Below are 22,477 nucleotides of genomic sequence, written 5' to 3'. Positions count from 1 at the left end.
CAAGCTGTTCTCACACCGGCACCACTGGGCCGGAGGCACGGCACAGACGTGGAAACGGGGAGACAGAGATGGTCCTGCAGATGACGGAACAGCGGAAGCGACAGGCCACCACGACCGACACCGACGGGACCGTCGAGGGCCTCGTCGACCTGGACGCCACCGACGAGCGCGGCATCTCCACCGACCTGGTCCGGGCCTACCTCAACGGCATCGGCCGGACGAAGCTGCTGACCGCCGCGCAGGAGGTCGACCTGGCCCGACGCATCGAGGCCGGGCTGTTCGCCGACGAGAAGCTCGCCACCTGCACCCCGGTCTCCGCCGAGTTGCGGGCCGACCTGGAGCTGATCGTCGCTGAGGGGCGGGCGGCCAAGGATCACCTGTTGGAGGCGAACCTGCGGCTGGTGGTCAGCATCGCCAAGCGCTACACCGGCCGGGGCATGGCGTTCCTCGACCTGATCCAGGAGGGCAACCTCGGCCTGATCCGCGCGGTCGAGAAGTTCGACTACACCAAGGGCTACAAGTTCTCCACGTACGCCACCTGGTGGATCCGGCAGGCCATCACCCGCGCCATGGCCGACCAGGCCCGCACCATCCGCATCCCGGTGCACATGGTCGAGCAGGTCAACCGGATGGTCCGGGCCCGCCGCGAGCTGTCGGTCACGCTCGGCCGCGAGCCGACGGTCGCGGAGGTCGCCCGCGCGCTGGAGATCCCGGAGATCCAGGTCATCGAGCTGATCTCGTACGACCGGGAGCCGGTGAGCCTGGACCAGGCGGTCGGCGACGACGGTGAGAGCGCCCTCGGCGACTTCGTGGCCGCTGTGGATCCCCGTGCCGACGCGGGCGACGCCGCCGCCCAGGGCGAGCTGCGCAACGAGGTGAGCGTCGTGCTGGCCACGCTGTCCCAGCGGGAGCAGGCGGTCATCCGGCTGCGGTTCGGTCTGGACGACGGCCGGCAGCGCACCCTGGACGAGGTCGGCCGGGAGTTCGGCCTGTCCCGGGAGCGGATCCGGCAGATCGAGAAGGGCACGCTGCTCAAGTTGCGCGCTCCGGAGCGGGCCCAGCGCCTCGAGGCGTACGCCTGCTGAGGCACCCGGTTCCCAGGGGAGGCTCCGGCGGTTCGCCGGGGCCTCCCCTGCTGTCGGGTGTGTGAGGCTAGCGGCACCGGTTCCACGACGACGTGAGGAGAGCCTGATGAACTGGACGCTGGAAGTGGTGATCGTGCCGGTTTCGGATCTGGACCGCGCCAAGGCGTTCTACGCCGACCAGCTCGGCTTCACGGTGGACCACGACACGGTGATCGGTGACGGCCAGCGCCTGATCCAGCTGACCCCGCCGGGCTCGGGCTGCTCGATCGTGATCGGCGAGGGTGTCGTACCGGACATGCCGCCGGGCTCGCTCAAGGGCCTGCAACTGGTGGTGCCCGACATCGAGCGGGCCCGGGCGCACCTGGTCGACAGTGGGGTCAAGGTCAGCGAGATCCAGGTGGTCGGCGTGAACCCGCGGCCCACGCCGCATCCACTGGACAACGTCGGCTTCGTGTTCTTCACCGACCCGGACGGCAACTCGTGGGGAGTCCAGCAGATCTCCAGCCGCGCCTGAACGGGTCCGGTCAGAGGCGGCGCGGGCCGGTGTCGGGGCGTACGGCCGCGCCGCCGACGCGTACCTCGGCGTGCAGGATCGAGATGCCGTCCGGGCGGGCGAGCACCGGATTGAGGGTCAGCGAGCGCACCCGGGGCTGCTCGTCGGCGAGCTGACCCACCCGCAGCAGCAGCTCCACCAGCGCCGAGTGGTCGACCGGCGCGGCGCCCCGGTGCCCGCGCAGCAGGGGCGCCGCGCGGGGCTCGTCGACCAGCTCGGCGGCGTCGATGTCGGTAAGCGGCACCGCCCGCCAGGCCCGGTCGCCGAGCAGTTCGGTGGCCACCCCGCCGAGACCGAAACCGACCACCGGCCCGAACGCCGGGTCCTCCACCATCTCCACCACGCAGGCCACCCCGGGCCTGACCATCGGCTGGACCAGCGCGTCCGCGCCGAACGTCGCCGCCACCTCCGCGTACGCCCGCCGGAGGCTCGGCTCGTCGGGTAGGTCGAGGCGGACCGCGCCGAGGTCGAGCCGGTGCCGCAGCCCGGGGGCCGCCGCCTTGAGCGCCACCGGAAAACCCAGGTGTACGGCCGCGTCGACGGCCGCGTCGACCGAGTCGACGGGCACCGAGGCCACCACGTCGATGCCGTACGCGGCCAGCAGCGGGCCCGGGTCGGTGGTGTCGGCGCGCAGGGCGGTGTGCGCGGCGTCCCGATCGATGCCGGGCAGCTCGGGCACCGTTCCGGGCGGGCGGCGCAGCCACTCGGCGTACCGGTGCACCCGGGCGAGAGCCCGCACCGCCTCCTCCACGCCGCCGTACGCCGGAACGCCCGACGGCAGCCGCCCGACCAGGAACGTCGCCACTGTCGGCTTGCCCTGCGCGAGGGCGGCCGGCAGCGCGGCGGTCACGTCGGCGTCCAGGTCGGTCAGTTGGCCGGGCAGGGCCGGTGCGAAGACCACCACCAGGGCATCCACCCAGGGGTCGCCGGCCGTCTCGGCGAGCGCCGCGGCGAACTCGGCGGCGCCGGCGCTCGGCCCGACGTCGCGGGGATAGCCGTCCGCGACGGTCAGGCCGTGCCCGACGCACGCGGTGGCGGCGAGGCCGGTCAGGGCCGACGAGTTGCCGACCACACCGACCCGACCGCCCGCCGGCAGCGGCTGGTTGGCCAGCAGCACACCCACGTCGAGCAGTTCTCCGACGGTGTCCACCCGGATCACCCCGGACTGGGCGAACAGCGCGGCCACCGCCACCTCGTCCGGTCCGGCAGCACCGAAGACCCCGACCGGGCGGGCCGGTGCGGCGAGCGCGACCACCGGCTTGGCGCGGCCGATCCGCCGGGCCAGCCGGGCGAACTTGCGCGGGTTACCGAAGGTCTCCAGGTACAACATGATCACGTCCGTGCCGCTGTCGTCCTGCCAGTACTGCAGGAGGTCGTTGCCGGAGACGTCGGCCCGGTTCCCCGCCGAGACGAAGCTGGACAGCCCGAGACCACGCCGGTCCGACTCGGCGAGCAGCGCCACTCCGAACGCGCCGGACTGACTGAAGATGCCGACCCGGCCGGCCGGCGGCAGCGCCGGGGCGAGGGTGGCGTTGAGGCGTACCGTCGGGTCGGTGTTGGCCACCCCCAGGCAGTTCGGGCCGACGACCCGCATGCCCGCGGCGTGCGCCGCGCGGACCAGCGCCCGTTGGCTGGCCGCGCCCTCGGCGCCGGCCTCGGCGAAGCCGGCGGAGATGACCACCAGGCCGTGCACCCCGGCGGCCGCGGCGTCGGCGACCACGGCTGTCGCCGCCGACGGCGGGACCGCCACCACGGCCAGGTCCAGCGGCGTCGCGGCGTCGCGCGCCGACGGGTACGCCCGCAGCCCGGCCACCGTCGACGCGCTCGGATGCACTGGCACCACCGCGCCGGTGAAACCGCCGTCGCGCAGGTGCCCGAGCACCGCCGCGCCGACGCCCTGGCCGGTGGCGCTGGCGCCGTAGACGGCGATGCCACGCGGGGCGAGCAACCGGGCTATCGAGCGGGCCTCGGTGCGGTGCTCCCGGCCGCGCTGCACCTCGAGGGTCGCCTCGGTGGGCGCGATCGGGAAGCTGAGGTGCACCACGCCGTCGGCGTACTCGCGCTGGACCTGGTAGCCGAAGTCGGCGAAGACCCGCAGCATCGTCCCGTTGGCCGGTAGCACCTCCGCGACGAAGCTCATGATGTCGTTGCGGCGGGCGGCCTCCGCCAGATGCTCCATCAGCACCGAACCGATGCCCCGGCCCTGGTAGGCGTCCTCCACCACGAAGGCCACCTCCGCCTCGGGCGCCTGCGGGCCGAGCCGCTCGTACCGGCCGACGGCGACGATCCGGTCGCCGGCCAGCACCACGAACGCCTCCCGGTCCCGGTGGTCCACGGTGACGAACCGGACCAGGTCCCGTTCCGGGATACGCGGGTACGGCGAGAAGTAGCGCAGGTAACGGGTGCGCTCGGAGAACCGGCTGTGCATCGCCACGATGCCCGGCGCGTCGGTCGGCTCGATGGGTCGCAACTGGACCGTGCTGCCGTCGCTGAGCAGCACGTCGACGGGGTGGTCCACGCTCGTCACCGGAGTCGGCCCCGGCTCAGTCCCGCGGATCGTGCGGGTCGAGCCCGAGCAGCGGGAACACCGTCTTGCGGGTGGCCGCGATCGCCCGGTCCACCGCGTTCGGCTCGCCGGTGGGCTGCCACGGCTCGTACGACGGGTCGGCATCGTCGGTCATCCGCAGCGGCACCTCCCGGCCGGGGCGACGCGCGGCGGCCAGGTCACGCCAGGCGGGCGGGGTGAGGGTGGCCGGGTCGACGGGGTGACCGGTGGCCACCGCCAACAGGTGGGTCCAGGCGCGGGGCACCACCTCGACGAGCGCGTACCCACCGCCGCCGGTGGCCACCCACCGGCCGTCGCACAGCTCGTCGGCGAGGGCACGCAACGCCAGGTAGGTGGCGCGCTGGCCGTCCACCGTCAGGTTGAGGTCGGCGAGCGGGTCCAGCCGGTGCCCGTCGGCGCCGCACTGGCTGACCAGCACCTGCGGCCGGAACGTGCGCAGCACCGACGGCACGATCGCGTGGAACGCCCGCTGCCAGCCGCTGTTGTCGACACCCGGCGGCAGCGGCATGTTGACAGCGCTGCCCTGCGCGCCCGGCCCACCCGTCTCGTCGGGGAAACCGCTGCCCGGAAAGAGAGCCAGCGGCGTCTCGTGCAGGCTGACGGTGAGCACCCGGGGGTCGTCCCAGAAGATCTGCTGCACCCCGTCGCCGTGGTGCACGTCGACGTCCACGTACGCGATCCGCTCCGCGCCCAGGTCGAGCAGGCGGGCGATCGCCACCGCGGGGTCGTTGTAGACGCAGAACCCGGAGGCCCGGGCGGACATCGCGTGGTGCAGGCCACCGGCCACGTTCACCGCCCGCCGGGCCTCGCCGCGCCACACCGCCTCGGCGGCCACGACCGTCGCGCCGGCGATCAGCGCGCTGGCCTCGTGCATGCCCTCGAAGACCGGGTTGTCGGAGGTGCCCAGCCCGTAGCCGGCGAAGAGCGGGTCGCGCGGGGCGTTGCGCACCGCGGCGAGGTAGGCCGGGTCGTGCACCCGGGTGAGCAGGGCATCGTCGGCGGGCACCGGCTTGACCACGCGTACCCCGGGCCGGGCCAGGACGCCCAGTTCGCGGGCGAGGGCCATGGTCAGCTCCACCCGGACCGGGTCGAGTGGATGGTCACCCATGTCGTAGGCGAGCAGCGACTCGTCCCACACAACCACAGTGTCGTCGGACATCAGCCCATCGTCGCACGAGGCCCGGCAACCACCCACCGCACGCGCTGGTCAGCCGCCAGGCGTCGGCCCGGAGGCGACCGGTCGGGTGCTGTCGGCCACCCAGTTGCTCCACGATCCGACGTAGAGCGCCGCGTCCGTACGGCCGGCCAGGTGCAGGGCGAGCACCGCCTGCGCGGCGGTCACCCCGGAGCCGCAGTACGCCCCGACCGCGCGCGCAGCGCTCACCCCGGCGGCCGCGAACCGCTCCCGCAACACGTCGGCGGTCACGAACCGGCCGTCCGGGCCGACGTACTCCCCGGCGGGCAGGTTCGCGGCGCCCGGCACGTGCCCGGCGACCGGGTCGATCGGCTCCACCTCACCCCGGTAGCGGGGCGCCACCCGCACGTCCAGCAGCACGGCGTCGTCGGCGGCGGCCAGCGCGGCGGCCTGCCCCGCGTCGAGCACCGGCAGCTCACCGGGGCGGACCACGACGTCGCCGGGGAGCGGGTTCGGCGGGTCGGTGGAGACCGGCCGGCCGGCGGCGACCCAGGCCGGATAACCGCCGTGCAGCAGGCGCACCGACCGGTGCCCTGCCCAGCGCAACGTCCACCAGGCCCGCGCGGCGGCCATGCCGTCGCCGCCGTCGTACACCACGACGGGGTGACCGGCGCGGACGCCGGCGGCCCGCAGCGCGGCCTGGAGGGCGGCCGGGTCGGGCAGGGGGTGCCGGCCGGCCGCGCCCGGCGGCCCGCAGAGGGCGGTGTCCAGATCGACGAAGACCGCCCCGGGCAGGTGACCGGCGAGGTAGTCGGCGTGGCCGGGCGGACCGGCGAGCCGCCAGCGGACGTCGAGCAGGGTGGGGGGATCGGCGTGGTCGAGCTCGACGCCGAGCCGATCGACCTCGACCAGCGGCTCCTGGGTACCGGACATGGCGACCATCAAACACCAATCGGCCGTGCGGCACGCGGTTCGGCGACGGCTGCCGGTCGGGCCGGCGAGGTACCATCGTTCACCGGAGGGCCGCTGAAGCTATGAAGTCTCACGACCTGGTCGACACGACCGAGATGTATCTGCGCACCATCCTCGAGTTGGAAGAGGAAGGGGTGCCACCGCTGCGTGCCCGCATCGCCGAGCGGCTACGCCAGAGCGGCCCCACCGTGAGCCAGACCGTCGCCCGGATGGAGCGTGACGGGCTGCTCACCGTCGAAGGTGACCGGCACCTCACCCTCACCGCGCTGGGCCGCAACACGGCCGTGTCCGTGATGCGCAAGCACCGCCTGGCCGAGCTGCTGCTGGTCAACGTCATCGGGATGCCCTACGAGGAGGCCCACGAAGAGGCCTGCCGGTGGGAGCACGTGATGAGTGACGCGGTGGAGAAGCGGGTCTACGACCTGCTCAACCGGCCGACCCGCTCGCCGTACGGCAACCCGATCCCCGGTCTGGAGGGGTTGGGCTCACCCGAGGCGGAGACGCCCGAGATCGGCGAGAGCGAGCGCAACCTGGCATTCCCCGGCCTCTCCGGGCCGGTCGTGGTCCGCCGGATCTGCGAGAGCGTGCAGACCGACGGCGACGTGCTGCGCCAGTTGCACGCCGCCGGTGTCGACCCGGGCGCCACCGTGACGGTCGCCCAGGAGCGCGACGGGGTGTCGATCGACCGCTCCGGCGACCGGGTCCGGCTCCCCCGCGAGGTCGCCTCCCGGGTCTTCGTCGCCGCCAACTGACACACGCGGCACCCAGGCGTCACAGCGCCCGGGTGTCGACCTTCTTGGCCAGCGCGGTCAGGCTGCCGGTCAGCTTCTCCACCGCCGCACGCTCGCTGCCCCGCGCAGCGGTCCAGCCCAACGTCGCCAGTCGGCCATCGGCGGCCAGCCAGCCCACCTCGGCGCCCGGTCCCCGGCCACTCGCGGAGGCGGTGGTGCGCTGGTACGCCTGCTGGCCCAGCCCGGTGACCTTCGCCGCCCGGTCCGGCACCACGTCCGCGGCGAAGGTGGCCTTGTCGATCGTGGTCTCGGACACGCTGAGGGTCAGCTCCGGCAGCGTCGCGCCCGCAGCCCGGACCACACAGCTGTGGGTGTCGCCCTGCTCGCTGGCTGCCGCCACGTCGAAGCGCACCTTGGTCACCTGCTCGATCACCCCGAAGTCCAGCAACCGGCAGGCGCCGCCGGAGGAGGCCGCCGCGGCCTGCACCGCGGGCGGCACCGGTGGCGGCACCCGTGGCGGCTCGGCCTCGGCGGAGCACCCGCTCACCAGCAGCCCCGCCAGCCCGCCGACCATGATCCGCCCGCGCACGCTTCACCCTCTCGAACCGACCGACGGCACAAGGCGCCCGCCAGATGCCCGTCGGACACCGTACGGGGTGTCGGTGGCGTGCGGAAGCCCTCGCCGACGCCTATCCGGACGGTGGATCGTCCACGTACGGGCAGTGCCGGCAGCCGCGTCCACAGCACGTGCCGCGGCGGGCCAGGAAGGCCGCGCTGAGCACGAACAACCCGCTCGCCGGGTCCAGGTAGCCGGCCTCCCCGGCGGCGAGCGCGGCGGCGTGCGCGGCGAGGATTCCGGCCCGGTCGGGGTGCTCGGGCGGCAGCCGGGACGGGTGCGGCTCGGTGAGCGGCCGGTCGGCCAGGGGTTTCCGCTCTCCGCTCACCGCAGCAGTCTAGGGACGCCACCGGGAACGGGTTCCGCTGGACGGCCGGCCCTGACACGGTGTGCTCATGACCTCGTTCACCGCGGCCGACGGAACCAGCCTCACCTACCGGACCGTCGGCGGCGGCGATCCGCTGGTCTGCCTGCCGGGCGGTCCGATGCGCGACTCGGCGTACCTCGGTGACCTCGGTGGTCTGGGCGTACACCGGACGCTCGTCATTCCTGACAGTCGCGGCACCGGCCACTCGGCCGTCCCGGCGGACGTCTCCACCTACCGCTGCGACCGGCTGGTCGACGACGTGGAGGCACTGCGCCGGCATCTGGGTCTGGATCGGCTGGACGTGCTCGGGCACTCCGCCGGGGCGAACGTGGCACTCCAGTACGCGACCCGCCACCCCGAGCGGGTGGGCCGGCTCGCGCTGGTCACCCCGAGCACCCGGGCGGTCGGTCTGACGGCGACCGCCGCCCTGCGTCAGGAGGTCACCCGGGCCCGGGTGGGCGAGCCGTGGTTCCCGGCGGCGGCAGCGGCGCTGGACGCCATGGTGGCGGGCCGCGCCAGCGCCGACGCCTGGCAGGAGATCGCGCCGTTCTTCTACGGCCGGTGGGACGAGGCGGCGAGGGCCCACCAGGCGGCCGAGCCCGGTCAGCGCAACGAGGAGGCGGCGCGGATCTTCGGCGCCGACGGCGCCTTCGACCCGCCGGCCACCCGTGCCGCGCTTGCCGTGCGCCGAGAGCCGGTGCTGTTGCTCGCCGGTGAGGTTGACCTGGGCGCGCCGCCGGGCCTGGTGGCGCAGCTCGAGGAGCTGATTCCGCACGCCGAGATGGTCGTTCAACCGGGCGCGGGGCACTACCCGTGGCTGGACGACCCCGAGGCGTTCACCGCGACGATCACGACCTTCCTCGCCGGCCCGGCGGCGGCTTGAGTCTCCACCGGAGGGAGACACGAGGGTGGGGGCATGAGCGGGGAGACGCGACAGACGATCGGTGACCTGGCCCGGCGGACCGGGTTGAGCGTCAGGACAATCCGGTACTACGCCGACAGCGGGATCGTGCCACCGACCGACCGGAGCCCGGCCGGCTACCGGCGGTTCGGTCCGGACGCCGTGGCCCGGCTGGAGCTGGTCCGTACGCTGCGCGACCTCGGCGTGGATCTCGCCGCCATCCGGCGGGTGGTGAACCATGAGGTGCCGCTGCGCGAGGTGGCCGCCACGCACGCCGAGGCGGTGGCGGTGCAGATCCGGGTGCTCCGGCTGCGCCAGGCGGTGCTCACGTTGGCGGCGCGACGCGGGGCGGGGCCGGCGGAGATGGAGGAGCTGCACCGGTTGGCCCGGCTCACCGCCCAGGAACGGAGGCAGCTTGTCGAGGACTTCCTCGGCACGCTCTTCGCCGACCTGGGTGACCGGCCCGCGTGTTCGGGTGTGCTGGTGTCGATGACGCCGGAGCTGCCCGAGGACCCCACCACCGCGCAGATCGAGGCATGGTTGGAGCTGGCCGAGCTGTGCCGGGACCCCACCTTCCGGGCGAGCATGCGACGGTTGACCCGGCAGCACGCCGCCGACCACGACGTCCCGGGGCTGCCCCGCCCGGACGCCGTCGCTGTGGTCCGGGACGTGGTGGCCCCCGCCCTCGCGGCCGGTCTCGATCCGTTCGGTCCGGAGGCCGACGGTGTGGTCGCGGCGGCCACCGACCGGTACGCGCGGCTGCACCGACGAGCCGACGACGCCGCGTTGCGCCGGTGGCTGTGGGACCGGCTGACCGTCGCGAACGATCCCCGTCGGGACCGGTACCTCGACCTGCTGTCGGTCGTCAACGGCTGGTCGACAGGCGTTCCGGTGACACCGGCGGTGGACTGGTTCCTCCAGGCCCTGCGTGCCCGGCTGCCCGAACCGACGGGCTGAGCGGTGCGGCGTGACACGTCGGGCGCGTCACGGTGCGGCGTGACACGTCGGCGCGCGTCACGGTGCGGCGTGACACGTCGGCGCGCTCAGCCGAACCAGGTCATCGCCTGGCCGTGCCCCCTGGTCCAGGCCAGCGGCCGGCCGTCCAGGGCGAGGACGTTGTGCAGCGCGTCGCTCGGCGGGGTCGGCAGCCCGTCGTACCGGAGCACGTCCGGGCCCTCGATCGCGACCCAGTGCCCGGGTAGCTCGCGGACCAGCCGGGCGAACGCCTCCCGGCGTGGCGGCGGCACCTGGTAGAGGACCGAGGTGTGGAACACCACGAGCGTCGCGCCGGCCGGCGCCCGTGCGGCGAGCGCCGGCAGGTCGTCCACCAGATCGCCGCGGACCAGCAGCGGCGGGTCGGCCGCCGCGACCGCCACCGCGGCCCGCAACCGGTCCCGCCGGTGCTCCTGCTCCGGCCAGATCAACGCGTCCAACCAGGACACGTCGCCGCCGTCGGTCACGTCGAGCGGGTTGAGGTCCAGGCCGGCCCGCCACACCACATCGGGTACGCGGGTCGGCGGCGTCAGCCCGTCGGCGGCGCACTCCAGCACCGGCTCGCCCGAACCCACACCGTGCTCGCCGTAGCGGTACGCGTACCGGTCCGGGTAGAGGCAGAGGCCGGCCGACGCACCGACCTCCAGTAGGGCGAGAGGCTGCGGCAGCGCGGCGAGCACCGGCAGCAGCAGCGCGCACCGGCCGGCCTCGTTGGTCTGGGTGGCCCGGGTGAGCAGCTCCGCCTCGACGGCGGGCCAGTGCGACACGGCGTAGTCGTGGAACGCGGCCGGGTCGTCGACCGGGCCACCGAGCCAGCGGACGACGCCGAACAGCAGGTTCGGCTGCCGTTTGCCCGGCGGGAGCCGGTCGAGCAGGGCGAGCAGCTCGTCGTCACGGGACACCGCCAGCGACAGACGCTCGTACGCGGGCGAGACACCGTGCGCCTCGCGGCTGGCGAATTCGACGTACGCCTCGGCGGTTGTCATGAGCGTGATCTTCGCAGCCTTTTTCCGCCGGTTCAGCCCCCGTTCCGGCGCGCCTCGTAGAGTGCTGCCTCGGTCGGCGCTCTGAGCAGCAGCTCAGCGGGGTGATGTTGACGGGAGGACCGGGTCGTGCGGGGAACTGGTGTCCGGGTACTGATCGTCGGCGGGGGCGTCGCCGGGCTGGCGACGGTTGCCGCGTTGCGGGACTGGGGCGCGACCGTCGACGTGGTCGAACGGGCCTCCGGGCCGACCGACTCCGGCGCCGGCATCTACCTGACCGGCAACGCGACACGGGTGCTCGACGTGCTCAATTTCCGGGAACCGGTCGCCGACGTCGCCGTGGAGATCAGGCGTCAGCGCAGCGCCAACCAGCGGGGCCGGCGCCTCTTCGACATCGACGTGGCCGCGCTGTGGCAGGGCGTCGGGCCGTGCGTGTCACTGCCCCGGGCACTGCTGCACCGGGCGCTGCTCGCCGGCGTCGCCGACGCCCCGATCCGCTGGGGCCGCCAACCGGTGGCGCTCGCGCGGGAGGGCGATCTGATCGCCGTCGAGTTCGACGACGGCAGTGCCGGACGGTACGACCTGGTGATCGGCGCGGACGGGGTGCACTCGGCGGTCCGCCGGCTGGCCTTCGACGGCCACCCGGCCCGTGACCTCGGCCAGTACGCGTACCGGTGGGTGGCGCCCCGGATCGACGACGAACCGTTCTGGTCGGTGCAGTTGGGGCGCGGCAGGCAGTTCCTGACCATTCCGATCAGCGCCGAGCAGACGTACTGCTACTACAACGACGGCCCGGCGGTCGATCGGCCAGGCTGGCGCGACGACGTCGCCGCGACGTTCACCGAGCCGGCCGCCATCATGCTCAAGGCCCTCGACCACGACGACAGCACAGTGCACGCCGGCCCGAACCAGGAGGTCGTGCTCGACTCCTGGACCCGGGGTCCGGTGCTGCTGATCGGCGACGCCGCCCACGCCACCTCGCCGAACATGGCCCAGGGAGCGGCGATGGCCCTGGAGGACGCCGTCGTGCTGGCATCGTCGTTGGCCGCCGCCGACTCCGTCGCCGAGGCGTTGCGGGGGTACGAGGCGCGGCGTCGCCCGCGTACCGACTGGGTGCTCAGCCAGACCCACCGGCGGGACCGGGCCACCGGGCTCCCACCCGCGTTGCGTGACCTGGTCATGCGGCGGCTCGGCGAGCAGATGTTCCGCTCGAACTACGGTCCCCTGTTCACCCAGCCCTGACCGGTCCGGCCCTGCGGGCCCGTCGTCGCTCAGGGCACCTGGCCCGGCCGGTCGACGATGGCGATACGCAGCACCGCGACGGCGTCGTACAGGGACTCCTTGCCGTCGCGTATCACCGACCCTCGGGTGCCGAGGTAGACGTGGGAGTCCCGGTCGAAGATGAGGTCCATGTTGCCCCCGATGACACCGGGCATCCGGATCGCCACCCCATGACGGCCGGCCGCGTCCACCACGTCGCCCGAGATGACGACCGCTCCGGGCTGCCGTGCCAGCACCTCGAACAGCGCCGCGAGCGTCCGGGGCGGCACGTAACCGCGGAGCATCGACCGCGCGGTCGTGTACGCCATGCTCTCGTCCCCGTAGACGGCCTCCTCGTCGGCGCCTTCGGAGAGATGCAGGTCGACCGGGTGTTCCCGAAGGTATCGAAACAGCTCGTCCGGATCGGTGGGCAGGTCACCGTGGTACGCGGGCGGCTGGAACGCGTCGAGTTCCTTCTCGGGATCGTCGGGATCGTCGATGCGCAGCACCCTCAGTTCGCTCCACCCGTTCGGATCGGTCTCCGGTCGATAACGTCCCTGCGTGTACGCGATTCCGCCGGCCGACTGCCACAGTTGGTTCCGGATGGTTCGGTACGGGCCGCTGGCCGGCAGCTCGCGGAACGTCGCCAGGGACTCCGTGAAGACGTACTGGTCGGGCCGTGCGGTGAGCTCCGGCTGCTGCCGGGCGGCGTCGGCGGCCAGCCGGAAGATCTCCGACGCGCTCGCCGTGGGCGGCGGCTGTTCGCCCACCCTCATCGTCTGCACCGCCAGCGCGCCGACGGTCAGCGTCACCGCCAGCCCGAACGCTCCGGCGAGACGCCAACCGCCCAGGAGCCGGGTACGGCGTCGGGCCGGACGGGCCACCGACACCACCTCGGCCCGTTGGGCGACGTGTGCCGTCAGGTCCCGGAGAAGTTGCTCCTCGAAACCCCGCGGCGACAGTTCGGTCTCGTTCATCGTCAGCTCCGTCTCATCAAGCGAGGGTGGCGGCCGGTCGGGCGAGCACGGCGCGGACGACACGGCGGGCCCGGTGCAGGCGCACCCGGGCGGCGACCGGCGACATCCCGAGCACCGTCGCCGCCTCCGCGACGGTGAGGCCGTCCACCGCGACGAGTTCGACAAGCGTCCGGGTGCCCTCGGGTAGCTCGCCCAACGCCCGACAGGTACGCCGGGCGGCCGACTCGGCGTCGATCCGCTCCTCGATGCGGGCGATGTCATCGGGCCCGAGGTCGCGTCGTCCGGCCAGGCGGCCGTGCACCCGCAACCGTTGGGCCGCCCGACGTCGCTCGTCGCCGATGACGTTGCGGGCCACCCCGTACAGCCAGCCGATCTGGCTCCCCCGATCCGGCCGGTAGCCGGCCGCCGACTCGATCACCGCCAGGAACACGTCGGCGGTCAGGTCCGCGGCGAGGTGTGGATCGTCGACCCGCCGCGCCACGAACCGGCCCACCGCCTCCAGGTGCCGGCGGTAGAAGACCTCGAAGGCGACCGGATCGGCACCGATGCCGGAGATGTCGTCGTCGACTTGGCTCGGCTCACTCACCGGCAGCCCTCCCTCGTAACCCTCACACCCCTTCTTCGTACGGCGGAGCACAGGTGTTACCGAGGCACTCCCCTATGGTGATCGAATGATCACCTGCGTCGTGCACTACACGATCGACCCCGCGCAGATCGACGCGTTCGAGGACTTCGCCCGAACATGGATGCGGTTGGTGGCCGAGCACGGTGGTGTGCACCATGGCTATTTCCTGCCCGCCGAGGGCGCCAGTGACAAGGCCGAGGCGCTGTTCAGCTTCGAGAGCCTGGCGGCCTACGAGCGTTACCGCGCCCGGTTCGGCGACGACCCGGAGTTCGTCGCCGCCGACCGCATCCGCGACGAGTCGGGTTGTGTCGTGCGGTACGAGCGAACGTTCATGCGACCGCTGCTGCCGACCGACTGACTCCGTTGGGCAAACCGCCCTGGTGATCCGGCATCGTCGAACGCGAGCCAGTAGGGCGTTCCGCCGCCAAATTCAAGATCATTTGATGCTGAGTAGTCAGCCCGGTTCGCCTGCAACTACTCAGCATCAAATGATCGAGAGGGCTTCCTGCGGCTGGAGACCTCCTCCAGGTGCTGGAGTTGGTGCTGCCGGACCATCTCGGTCCAGACCTCCTGGTCGTGGTCCGGTTCGGGCGGGATCCACTTGTGCGAGTTGTCGCTGTGGTGGAACCGTTCGTCACCCCGCCGGATCAGGCTCACCGGATCCAGCCCAGGAAGCGCCGATGCAGCAGCCCGGCGGGCACCCAGGTCAGGTCCTCGGCCGCCCAGATCAGGTAGGACCCCATGTAGAGGGCCAACGACACAGGTGCGCCGTCGAACTCGGCAACCAGCTCGGTGCGCCGGGTCCGGCAGGGCCAAAGTGAGTCGCAGCCACCGCAGATCCACAGCGGAAGGACCGGGGCGTGCGTGGTCACTCCTGCTCCTCCCCCGGCCAGAAGCCTCGGCGGATCGGGATGCGGTGGCGGGCACGGCACGGCAGATCCGCCCCACAGCGGCAGATCCGCCGCCAATGCCTCCACGACCAGACCGGACGGTGCCGGCGCGCCAGAGTCAGCGCCACGGCCAGCAGGTAGTCGTCGTACGGCACGTGCTTCGGCACCTGGCCTCCTGACGATCTGCTGTCGCCTGGTATGGACTACTCCACCACACACCACCTCTCCCTCACTTGTCAATCTGTAAGTGGCAATAGTCAAGCTTTAGATACGCCTACTTTCAGGCCGTGAAGCGACCGCGCTTGTACGGGCCTGGTGAGTTAGCCGCCCTGTTCAACGTGTCGCGGCAGCGGGTCCTCCAGATCACCCGCCGACCGGGCTTCCCCGAGCCGATCGCCCGGTTGATCGGAACGACGATCTGGGACGCGGACGAGGTCGACGAGTGGGCCAAGCACAACCGCCCGCCACGCCCCACCGAAGGCGACGAAGACCGCTGATCCGGTAGCTCGCCACGCCACGACGAACCCCTCGGTCCGCACCCGAAGCGCCTCGGCCGGGGCGGCACTCCCGGGGCGCATGGCACGGCGGTGAAGCAGCTGGCTTGTCAGACGATCAGCCCGGCGGGGACGATTCCAGGTCGCGACGGGTGAGGGCGGCGTGCAAGCGCAGCCCTTCGGCCGCCAGATTCTCACGCCCGCCCTGCTCGCGATCGATAGCGCAGACCACCGTTTCGACCATCGCGCCGCCGGCCCGCAGCTGGCGGCATGATGCCAGCAACGCGCCGCCTGTGGTGACCACGTCCTCGATCACCACCACCCGCCGGCCGACCACGGGGGCGCCCTCGGCGGCCTTGCCGGTGCCGTACTCCTTCGCCTGCTTCCGGACGAACGCGGTCGGCAGCCCGGTCAGCTGCGACATCACGGTGGCGATCGGGATGCCGCCCATCTCCATCCCCGCCAGCACGTCACACTCTGGCAGCAGGGTGACCATCACCTCGGCCACCGCACACAACAGGCCAGGTTGTGCCTCGAATAGGTACTTGTCGAAGTACTCGTCGCTCGTCTGACCTGAGCGCAAGCGGAACGATCCGGTCAGGTGACACGTTTCGTAGACGCGACGCGCAAGGGGAGAAGTCACGCGACGAGCCTCGCACCCTTCCCGGCCGTCAACCAACCTCTGCATTGAGGCCACAAAGAGCGCTGCCCCGACCTCCACGAGGGAGGCCGGGGCAGCGCCCTTCGTCGCGTACGTCAGCTGCAGCCGCTGGTGGAGCCGCAGCCCTCGCAGACGTAGCAGCTTCCGGCGGGGCGCATCTTCGTACCGCAGGTGAAGCAGAGCGGTGCGTCGGCGGCCTTGCCGATGACGGCCTCCAGCAACTCGGTGCTGGAACCCACGCCCGGGGCCGGCTTGGCGGCGGCCACGTCGGCCACCTCCTGTGCCGGCTGGGCGACGGCCTCGGGCTTGGCCGGGGTCTCCACCGGCGCGGAGGACGCCATCGCGGTGAGGTCCGCACCGCTCACGGCGGCCTCCGCGTCGGCCTCGGCGCGGAGCTGGGCGGCCCGCTCCGAGGCGGTGAAGATGCCCAACTCGGCGCGGCGCTCGTAGGGCAGGAAGTCCAGCGCGAGGCGACGGAAGATGTAGTCCATCACCGAGGCCGCCATCCGCACGTCCGGGTCGTCGGTCATGCCGGCCGGCTCGAAGCGCATGTTGGTGAACTTGCTGACGAACGTCTCCAGCGGCACGCCGTACTGGAGGCCGATGCTGATGGCCACCGAGAAGGCGTCCATCACCCCGGCCAGGGTCGAGCCCTGCTTGGACATCTTCAGGAAGACCTCACCGAGGCCGTCGTCCGGGTAGGACGACGCGGTCAGGTAGCCCTCGGCGCCGCCGACGGAGAAGCTGACCGTCTCGGACGGGCGCTTCTTCGGCAGGCGCTTGCGCACCGGCCGGTACTCGATGACCTTCTCGACCGCGGCCGGCGCGGCCTCGACCGCAGCCGGCTCGGTGGCCTTGTTGTTCTTGGCCACGGAGAGCGGCTGGCCGACCTTGCAGTTGTCCCGGTAGATCGCCAGCGCCTTGAGGCCGAGCTTCCAACCCTCGAAGTAGATCTTCTCGACGTCCTCGACGGTGGCCGCCTCCGGCATGTTGACCGTCTTGGAGATGGCGCCGGAGACGAACGGCTGGATGGCCGCCATCATCCGCACGTGACCCATCGGCGCGATCGTCCGCTCGCCCATCGCGCAGTCGAAGACCGCGTAGTGCTCCGGCTTGAGGCCCGGGGCGTCCACCACGTGGCCGTGGTCGGCGATGTGCTCGACGATGGCCTCGACCTGCTCCTCGGGGTAGCCGAGGCTGCGCAGGGCGCGCGGCACCGTCTGGTTGACGATCTGCATCGAGCCGCCGCCGACCAGCTTCTTGAACTTGACCAGCGCCAGGTCCGGCTCCACGCCGGTGGTGTCGCAGTCCATCATGAAGCCGATGGTGCCGGTCGGGGCGAGGACGCTGGCCTGCGCGTTGCGCCAACCGTTCTTGTCACCGATCTTGTTGCCCTGGGTCCACTGCTTGGTCGCCTCGCGAACGATCGCGGTGGCCACCGGGCTGGTCGGCTTTATCTCGTCGTTGGCGGCGGCGTGCTTGCGCATGACCCGCTTGTGCGGCTCGGCGTTGCGGGCGTAACCGTCGTACGGGCCGACGACGCCGGCCAGCTCGGCCGAGCGACGGTACGCGGTGCCGGTCATCAGGGACGTGATCGCGGCGGCGACCGAGCGCCCCTGGTCCGAGTCGTACGGCAGGCCGGAGGCCATCAGCAGGGCGCCCAGGTTGGCGTAGCCGATGCCGAGCTGACGGTAGGCGCGGGACGTCTCACCGATCTTGTCGGTCGGGAAGTCGGCGAAGCAGATCGAGATGTCCATCGCGGTGATGACGAACTCGACGGACTTGACGAACTTCTCCACCTCGAAGCCACCGTCGGCACGGAGGAACTTCATCAGGTTGAGCGAGGCCAGGTTGCACGAGGAGTTGTCCAGGTGCAGGTACTCCGAGCACGGGTTCGACGCGGTGATCCGCCCGGTCTCCGGGCAGGTGTGCCAGTCGTTGATGGTGTCGTCGTACTGCAGGCCCGGGTCGGCGCACTCCCAGGCGGCCTGGGAGATGGTCCGGAACAGCTTCTTGGCGTCGACGGTGTCGATCACCGAGCCGTCCAGCCGGCCGCGCAGGTCGAAGCCCTTGCCGTTCTCCACCGCCGACATGAACTCGTCGGAGACCCGGACCGAGTTGTTGGCGTTCTGGTACTGCACGCTGACGATGTCGGAACCGCCGAGGTCCATGTCGAACCCGGCGTCGCGCAGCGCGCGGATCTTGTCCTCCTCGCGCGCCTTGGTGACCACGAACTCCTCGATGTCCGGGTGGTCCACGTCGAGGATGACCATCTTGGCCGCCCGACGGGTCGCGCCGCCGGACTTGATGGTGCCGGCGGAGGCGTCCGCGCCGCGCATGAAGCTGACCGGGCCGGAGGCGGTGCCGCCGGAGGACAGCAGCTCACGGGACGAACGGATGCGCGACAGGTTGACGCCGGAGCCGGAGCCGCCCTTGAAGATCAGCCCCTCCTCCTTGTACCAGTCCAGGATGGAGTCCATCGAGTCGTCGACGGCCAGGATGAAGCAGGCGCTGACCTGCTGCGGCGACGGGGTTCCGACGTTGAACCAGACCGGCGAGTTGAAGCTGAACACCTGGTGCAGCAGCATCCAGGTCAGCTCGTGCGCGAAGACCTCGGCGTCGGCCGGGCTGGCGAAGTAGCCGTACTCCTCACCGGCGGTGCGGTAGGTGGTGACCACCCGGTCGATGAGCTGCTTGAGCGACCACTCCCGCTCCGGGGTCCCCACCGCGCCCCGGAAGTACTTCGTGGTGACGATGTTGGCCGCGTTGACGCTCCACGACTCGGGGAACTCGACCCCCCGCTGCTCGAAGTTGATCGAGCCGTCCCGCCAGTTCGTCATCACGACGTCCCGGCGCTCCCAGCTGACCTCGTCGTACGGGTGGACCCCCTCGGTCGTCCACACCCGGTCGATCTTCAGCCCCACGCCTGCCTTGCCCCGTGAACGGCTCGTTGTCACGCCGTTGCCCCCCTCGTCTACGCGGTCAGCCACCGCGTCTTGATCTCTCGAAAATCCGTGCAGATTCAGCTGGTGCGGCCGGCGGCGTCAACCGCGTCGGCCCGGTCCTGCTCCCGGGCGCGCGCAGCGGCCCGCAACGTCTCGATCTCGCGCTCGAAGTCGGCAAGCGAGTCGAAGGAACGGTAGACACTGGCGAACCGCAGGTAGGCGATCTCGTCCAGGTCGCGCAACGGACCCAGGATCGCCAGGCCCACCTCGTGACTGGGGATCTCGGCGGCCCCCTTGGCCCGGACGGTCTCCTCGACCCGTTGCGCGAGCAGCGCGAGCGAGTCGTCGTCGACCGGCCGGCCCTGGCACGCCTTGCGCACCCCGCCGATGATCTTCGTGCGGCTGAACGGCTCGGTCACCCCGCTGCGCTTGACGACCGCGAGGACCGCCTCCTCGACCGTGGTGAACCGCTTGCCGCACTCCGGACAGGACCGCCGCCGCCGGATGAGTTGGCCGTCGTCGGCCTCGCGCGAGTCGACCACCCGGGAGTCGGCGTGCCGGCAGTACGGACACCGCATCGCGGACCCCCTAATCATGATCAACCACGCCGAACCGGACGCACCCGGGCACGACTCACCACGACGGTGCCCCGCGCTCGTGGCGCCCGCCGTGATCAACCTTACGGGAGTGCGGTCGGTAGTCGGACCCAACCTGTAGGCAACTTACGCCCGTGTCACTACTACATCTAGGGGTCGACCGTATGTCGCCGGGGAAGCCCGGTCAAGTTGGCCGGCGTGTCCGGCGCGTCACGGACCATCCGGTCATCCCCCACCATCGCGCCACCCGAAGCCTCAACGCCACGACCCCGCCCGGGTTACCGGTCGACGTGTCGGCAGCGGACCGGAAACCGACCGACAATCGAACACCAGTGCTATCTGACGTACCATTTATCAGAACATCAGTACGAGCAGCGTGGTTTTTCACCCCGACACGCCGGTGAGAGGTCGTACAGATGTTTGAAAATGACCGATCTCACCTATACGGTCATGAACATCGTGGCACCACCGCACGCACCACGAGCCGACGAGGCACCCAGCGCCGACCAGGGAGGACGGACGTGACCGAGGACCGGGCCAGCCGGCCGAAGAGCCCGCAGCAGATCACCGAGGCGGGCCCGCCGGCCACCCGACGCCGCAGCGCCGCCCGCAGCCGGACGGGCCAACCCGCCGTGCGTCAGGTCACTCCGGTGGTCAGCGCCTTCCCCGACCCGGCTGCGGTCGACCTGACCGCCCGCCAACGCCGCATCCTGGAATTCATCCGCACCTGGGTCGAGCGGCACGGCTACCCACCGAGCGTCCGCGAGATCGGCGAGGCGGTCGGCCTGGTGTCGCCGTCCAGCGTCGCCTACCAGCTCAAGGAGCTGGAAAAGAAGGGCTTCCTCCGCCGCGACCCGAACCGGCCGCGCGCGGTCGACGTCCGGGCCCCCAGCGAGGCCATCGACGACGAGTTGTCCCGGGCACAGCGGCCCGCACCGGCGTACGTGCCGATGCTCGGCCGGATCGCCGCCGGTGGGCCGATCCTCGCCGAGCAGGCGGTGGAGGACATCTTCCCCCTCCCTCGCGAGTTGGTCGGCGAGGGCGAGGTCTTCATGCTCCAGGTCAAGGGCGACTCGATGCTCGACGCGGCCATCTGCGACGGCGACTGGGTGGTCGTCCGGCAGCAGCCGACCGCCGACTCGGGCGAGATCGTGGCGGCCATGCTCGACGGTGAGGCGACTGTCAAGACCTACCGGAGGCGCGACGGGCACGTCTGGCTGATGCCGCAGAACCCGGCCTTCGACCCGATCCCCGGTGACGACGCCACCATCATGGGTCGGGTCGTGGCGGTGCTCCGCCGGATCTGACCGGTTCGACGGGTGGACGCCACGCGCGTCCACCCGTACCGCTGGTCGAGGCTAGTGAGCGCAGCGGCTCAGATCAGTAGCGGTCGCCCCGATGCCCGCGACCACCGCCGGGATACTGCCCGTACGGGTCCACGGGTGGTTCCTCGTCGCGTCGGCGTGCTGGTCGCTGGCCCCGGTAGTCCGGCTCCTGTCCCCCGCGCCGGGGCGGTTCGGCACGGCCGGCCCCGGGCTGACCACCACCGCCGCCGTAGACACCGCCGCCCTGCGGGCGACCACCACCACCCTGGGCACGACCGCCACCGCCCTGCGGGCGACCGCCACCGCCCTGCGGCCGACCGCCGCCACCGCCCTGCGGGCGACCACCACCGCCCTGGGGACGGCCGCCACCGCCCTGCGGGCGACCACCGCCGCCAGCGGGGCGGGCTCCGCCACCGCCATACACGCCACCGCCCGGCCGCGGGGCACCGTAGCCACCGTCGGCGACGGCGGGGCGGGCACCACCGCCGCCGTACACGGCACCACCCGCCGGAGCCGGGCCGCCGCGACCCGCGCCACCGCCGTAGACCGCACCGCCGGCCGCCGCACCACTCCCGTAGACGCCGTTCCTGCGGTCGTCGCTACCGAAGGAACCGTCGGCGCGGCCGGACCGGGAGCCGAACGGCTCGTCGTCGAGATCCGACGGATCGGCAGCGTCGTCGGTCGGCGGGCGGCGGCGGGCTCGGACGATGCCGACGATCCCGGCGCCGACCAGCAGCAGCCCGAGCAACCCGACCGCGCCGACCAGGTACGTGATGTCGTCGAGGCTCAACCCGGCCGTCCAGGACTTCGAGGCCGCCGGCTTGGGAGCATCCTCCGCGGCCAGCGGCACCGCCGTGGAGGTCGACGGCGAGTAGCTGAGGATGTCGAGCGGGTCGTCCTCGGTGAACCGGGCCGCGTCGGAGACCGTGAGGAACGATTTCCCGTCCGGGCTGTAGGTGATCGCCTCACCGAACGGGTCGGTCAACGGCGTCACTCGCGGCTTGCCGGTGGTGAGGGCGCCGACGATGTCGCCATTGGTGACGTCGAACTCGAAGGCGTCCGCGTAGGTGCGCAGGACGACCCGGGAGCCGTCCGGCGAGCGGGCGGCACCGGTGATGGCGATCCGGCCGAACGTGTTCAGCGGATTTTCGGTCTGCGTCTTGGGCAGCAGGATCTCGCCGGCCTTGCGCATCGGCACCGGGTCGGTCTCGCCGCTCTTCAACGCCCCCGTCGGGGTGTAGATCTCGGCCTTGCCTTTGGTCACCTTGGTGATGATCAGCGGCTTGCCGTCGTCGCCGATGAGCAGCGCCTCGGCGTCGTGCGGTTTGGCCTCCGGGTACGACAGCCGGTGCAGGACTGGCTGTTTGGAGCCACTGACCGGCATCGACCAGAGGGCGACGCGGGTGCGGCGCTGCTTGGAGTCGGCGTTGTCACCGGTGTCGGCGATCCAGAGGGTCCTGCCGTCCTTGGACAGCGCCAGATCCTCGGTGTCGGACGGGCCCTGACCCGAGTAGCGGACCGGCTCCTTCGAGATCTCACACTTGGTGTCGAGGAAGAAGACCCGCTCGCGCGCCGCGACATCGGTGCCGTCGTTGACCGCGATGTAGCCGCTCTTGGTCGCGACCAGCCCGGACAGCTCCCGCAGACGCTCGTCGGTGATCGTGCACCGCTTCTGGCCGGGGGCGGCGGCGAGCAGCCCGGCGGACCCGGCGACGGGTGCCGCGGCGGCTGCTCCGGCGAACGCCACGGTTGCCCCAAACAGGCCGAGGGCAACCGTGACCGAGGAAACAACGCGGCGCATT

24 protein-coding genes are annotated in these 22,477 nt (G+C 72.0%); 9 read left to right on the top strand and 15 right to left on the bottom strand.

Features of this window, described 5'->3' with window-relative positions:
* Nucleotides 1–80 precede the first annotated feature (80 nt).
* Both sigB and O7634_RS17405 read left to right on the top strand, forming a co-directional pair.
* Nucleotides 81–1,085 carry an RNA polymerase sigma factor SigB gene (gene sigB / locus O7634_RS17410; protein WP_278151173.1) on the top strand — a complete coding sequence of 335 codons (1,005 nt, stop codon included), beginning with the start codon at nt 81–83 and terminating at the stop codon, nt 1,083–1,085.
* Nucleotides 1,086–1,191: 106 nt separating this feature from the next.
* On the top strand, nt 1,192–1,599 hold the full coding sequence (locus O7634_RS17405) for a VOC family protein (protein ID WP_278151172.1): 408 nt from the start codon (nt 1,192–1,194) through the stop codon (nt 1,597–1,599).
* 10 nt (nt 1,600–1,609) lie between these two features.
* On the opposite strand, the gene O7634_RS17400 is transcribed toward O7634_RS17405, so the two are convergent.
* Genes O7634_RS17400 through O7634_RS17390 form a run of 3 tightly spaced genes read right to left on the bottom strand, consistent with a single transcriptional unit; the run spans nt 1,610 to nt 6,272 of the window.
* Nucleotides 1,610–4,165 (bottom strand): bifunctional GNAT family N-acetyltransferase/acetate--CoA ligase family protein, encoded by a 2,556-nt coding sequence (locus O7634_RS17400; protein ID WP_278151171.1) that lies wholly within the window; start codon nt 4,163–4,165, stop codon nt 1,610–1,612.
* Between the two features lie 16 nt (nt 4,166–4,181).
* Complete coding sequence (locus tag O7634_RS17395; RefSeq protein WP_278151170.1) at nt 4,182–5,363, bottom strand: acetoin utilization protein AcuC; 1,182 nt, start codon at nt 5,361–5,363, stop codon at nt 4,182–4,184.
* Nucleotides 5,364–5,411: 48 nt separating this feature from the next.
* Nucleotides 5,412–6,272, bottom strand: coding sequence for a sulfurtransferase (locus O7634_RS17390; RefSeq protein ID WP_278151169.1), 861 nt, complete (start codon nt 6,270–6,272; stop codon nt 5,412–5,414).
* Between the two features lie 101 nt (nt 6,273–6,373).
* Between O7634_RS17390 and O7634_RS17385 the strand changes: the two genes are divergently transcribed.
* Nucleotides 6,374–7,063 (top strand): metal-dependent transcriptional regulator, encoded by a 690-nt coding sequence (locus tag O7634_RS17385; RefSeq protein WP_278151168.1) that lies wholly within the window; start codon nt 6,374–6,376, stop codon nt 7,061–7,063.
* Between the two features lie 19 nt (nt 7,064–7,082).
* Here the strand turns inward: O7634_RS17385 and O7634_RS17380 are convergent, their stop codons facing one another.
* A complete protein-coding gene (locus O7634_RS17380; RefSeq protein WP_278151167.1) occupies nt 7,083–7,631 on the bottom strand; it encodes a hypothetical protein in 549 nt (182 codons plus the stop codon).
* A gap of 100 nt (nt 7,632–7,731) precedes the next feature.
* The gene (locus O7634_RS17375) at nt 7,732–7,986 is read right to left on the bottom strand and encodes a DUF5522 domain-containing protein (protein ID WP_278151166.1); all 255 of its coding nucleotides are present in this window, start codon (nt 7,984–7,986) and stop codon (nt 7,732–7,734) included.
* 67 nt (nt 7,987–8,053) lie between these two features.
* Here O7634_RS17375 and O7634_RS17370 point away from each other — a divergent pair, with 67 nt between their 5' ends.
* Nucleotides 8,054–8,908 carry an alpha/beta hydrolase gene (locus tag O7634_RS17370; protein WP_278151165.1) on the top strand — a complete coding sequence of 285 codons (855 nt, stop codon included), beginning with the start codon at nt 8,054–8,056 and terminating at the stop codon, nt 8,906–8,908.
* A gap of 33 nt (nt 8,909–8,941) precedes the next feature.
* Nucleotides 8,942–9,883: a MerR family transcriptional regulator gene (locus O7634_RS17365; RefSeq protein ID WP_278151164.1), complete on the top strand. Its 942-nt coding sequence runs from the start codon at nt 8,942–8,944 to the stop codon at nt 9,881–9,883.
* Between the two features lie 86 nt (nt 9,884–9,969).
* On the opposite strand, the gene O7634_RS17360 is transcribed toward O7634_RS17365, so the two are convergent.
* Entirely contained in the window at nt 9,970–10,905 is a 936-nt protein-coding gene (locus tag O7634_RS17360; protein WP_278151163.1) for a DUF2332 domain-containing protein, read from the bottom strand.
* 126 nt (nt 10,906–11,031) lie between these two features.
* Between O7634_RS17360 and O7634_RS17355 the strand changes: the two genes are divergently transcribed.
* On the top strand, nt 11,032–12,144 hold the full coding sequence (locus O7634_RS17355; RefSeq protein WP_278151162.1) for an FAD-dependent monooxygenase: 1,113 nt from the start codon (nt 11,032–11,034) through the stop codon (nt 12,142–12,144).
* 29 nt (nt 12,145–12,173) lie between these two features.
* Here the strand turns inward: O7634_RS17355 and O7634_RS17350 are convergent, their stop codons facing one another.
* Both O7634_RS17350 and O7634_RS17345 read right to left on the bottom strand, forming a co-directional pair.
* A complete protein-coding gene (locus O7634_RS17350) occupies nt 12,174–13,139 on the bottom strand; it encodes a CU044_5270 family protein (protein WP_278151161.1) in 966 nt (321 codons plus the stop codon).
* Between the two features lie 16 nt (nt 13,140–13,155).
* Nucleotides 13,156–13,725 (bottom strand): sigma-70 family RNA polymerase sigma factor, encoded by a 570-nt coding sequence (locus O7634_RS17345; protein WP_278151160.1) that lies wholly within the window; start codon nt 13,723–13,725, stop codon nt 13,156–13,158.
* An 85-nt stretch (nt 13,726–13,810) separates the two neighbouring features.
* Here O7634_RS17345 and O7634_RS17340 point away from each other — a divergent pair, with 85 nt between their 5' ends.
* Nucleotides 13,811–14,122, top strand: a complete 312-nt coding sequence (locus O7634_RS17340) for an NIPSNAP family protein (RefSeq protein WP_278151159.1) — start codon at nt 13,811–13,813, stop codon at nt 14,120–14,122.
* A 116-nt stretch (nt 14,123–14,238) separates the two neighbouring features.
* Here O7634_RS17340 and O7634_RS17335 read toward each other — a convergent pair whose 3' ends face one another.
* The 3 genes from O7634_RS17335 to O7634_RS17325 are packed head-to-tail and all read right to left on the bottom strand — an operon-like array spanning nt 14,239 to nt 14,821.
* Nucleotides 14,239–14,421 carry a hypothetical protein gene (locus O7634_RS17335; protein ID WP_278151158.1) on the bottom strand — a complete coding sequence of 61 codons (183 nt, stop codon included), beginning with the start codon at nt 14,419–14,421 and terminating at the stop codon, nt 14,239–14,241.
* The gene (locus tag O7634_RS17330; RefSeq protein ID WP_278151157.1) at nt 14,418–14,636 is read right to left on the bottom strand and encodes a hypothetical protein; all 219 of its coding nucleotides are present in this window, start codon (nt 14,634–14,636) and stop codon (nt 14,418–14,420) included. Before O7634_RS17330 ends, O7634_RS17335 begins: the two co-directional genes overlap by 4 nt.
* Entirely contained in the window at nt 14,633–14,821 is a 189-nt protein-coding gene (locus O7634_RS17325) for a hypothetical protein (RefSeq protein ID WP_278151156.1), read from the bottom strand. The genes O7634_RS17330 and O7634_RS17325 overlap by 4 nt, the downstream gene beginning before the upstream one ends.
* Before the next feature lie 120 nt (nt 14,822–14,941).
* Between O7634_RS17325 and O7634_RS17320 the strand changes: the two genes are divergently transcribed.
* Nucleotides 14,942–15,151: a DNA-binding protein gene (locus tag O7634_RS17320; RefSeq protein WP_203150194.1), complete on the top strand. Its 210-nt coding sequence runs from the start codon at nt 14,942–14,944 to the stop codon at nt 15,149–15,151.
* Between the two features lie 115 nt (nt 15,152–15,266).
* On the opposite strand, the gene pyrE is transcribed toward O7634_RS17320, so the two are convergent.
* From pyrE to nrdR, 3 genes are all read right to left on the bottom strand, one after another.
* Nucleotides 15,267–15,791, bottom strand: coding sequence for an orotate phosphoribosyltransferase (gene pyrE / locus O7634_RS17315; protein WP_278151155.1), 525 nt, complete (start codon nt 15,789–15,791; stop codon nt 15,267–15,269).
* A 113-nt stretch (nt 15,792–15,904) separates the two neighbouring features.
* Nucleotides 15,905–18,799: a vitamin B12-dependent ribonucleotide reductase gene (locus O7634_RS17310; RefSeq protein WP_278151154.1), complete on the bottom strand. Its 2,895-nt coding sequence runs from the start codon at nt 18,797–18,799 to the stop codon at nt 15,905–15,907.
* 32 nt (nt 18,800–18,831) lie between these two features.
* On the bottom strand, nt 18,832–19,332 hold the full coding sequence (gene nrdR / locus O7634_RS17305) for a transcriptional regulator NrdR (RefSeq protein ID WP_278151153.1): 501 nt from the start codon (nt 19,330–19,332) through the stop codon (nt 18,832–18,834).
* Nucleotides 19,333–19,871: 539 nt separating this feature from the next.
* On the opposite strand from nrdR, the gene lexA reads away from it, so the two are divergent.
* On the top strand, nt 19,872–20,657 hold the full coding sequence (gene lexA, locus O7634_RS17300) for a transcriptional repressor LexA (RefSeq protein WP_278151152.1): 786 nt from the start codon (nt 19,872–19,874) through the stop codon (nt 20,655–20,657).
* 73 nt (nt 20,658–20,730) lie between these two features.
* On the opposite strand, the gene O7634_RS17295 is transcribed toward lexA, so the two are convergent.
* Nucleotides 20,731–22,476 carry a hypothetical protein gene (locus O7634_RS17295; RefSeq protein ID WP_278151151.1) on the bottom strand — a complete coding sequence of 582 codons (1,746 nt, stop codon included), beginning with the start codon at nt 22,474–22,476 and terminating at the stop codon, nt 20,731–20,733.
* Nucleotide 22,477 lies beyond the last annotated feature (1 nt).

The organism is Micromonospora sp. WMMD1120 (assembly GCF_029626235.1).
GTDB lineage: Bacteria > Actinomycetota > Actinomycetes > Mycobacteriales > Micromonosporaceae > Micromonospora.
Note: the sequence above shows the minus strand (reverse complement) of the source record. Positions and strands in the feature narration are given on the sequence as shown.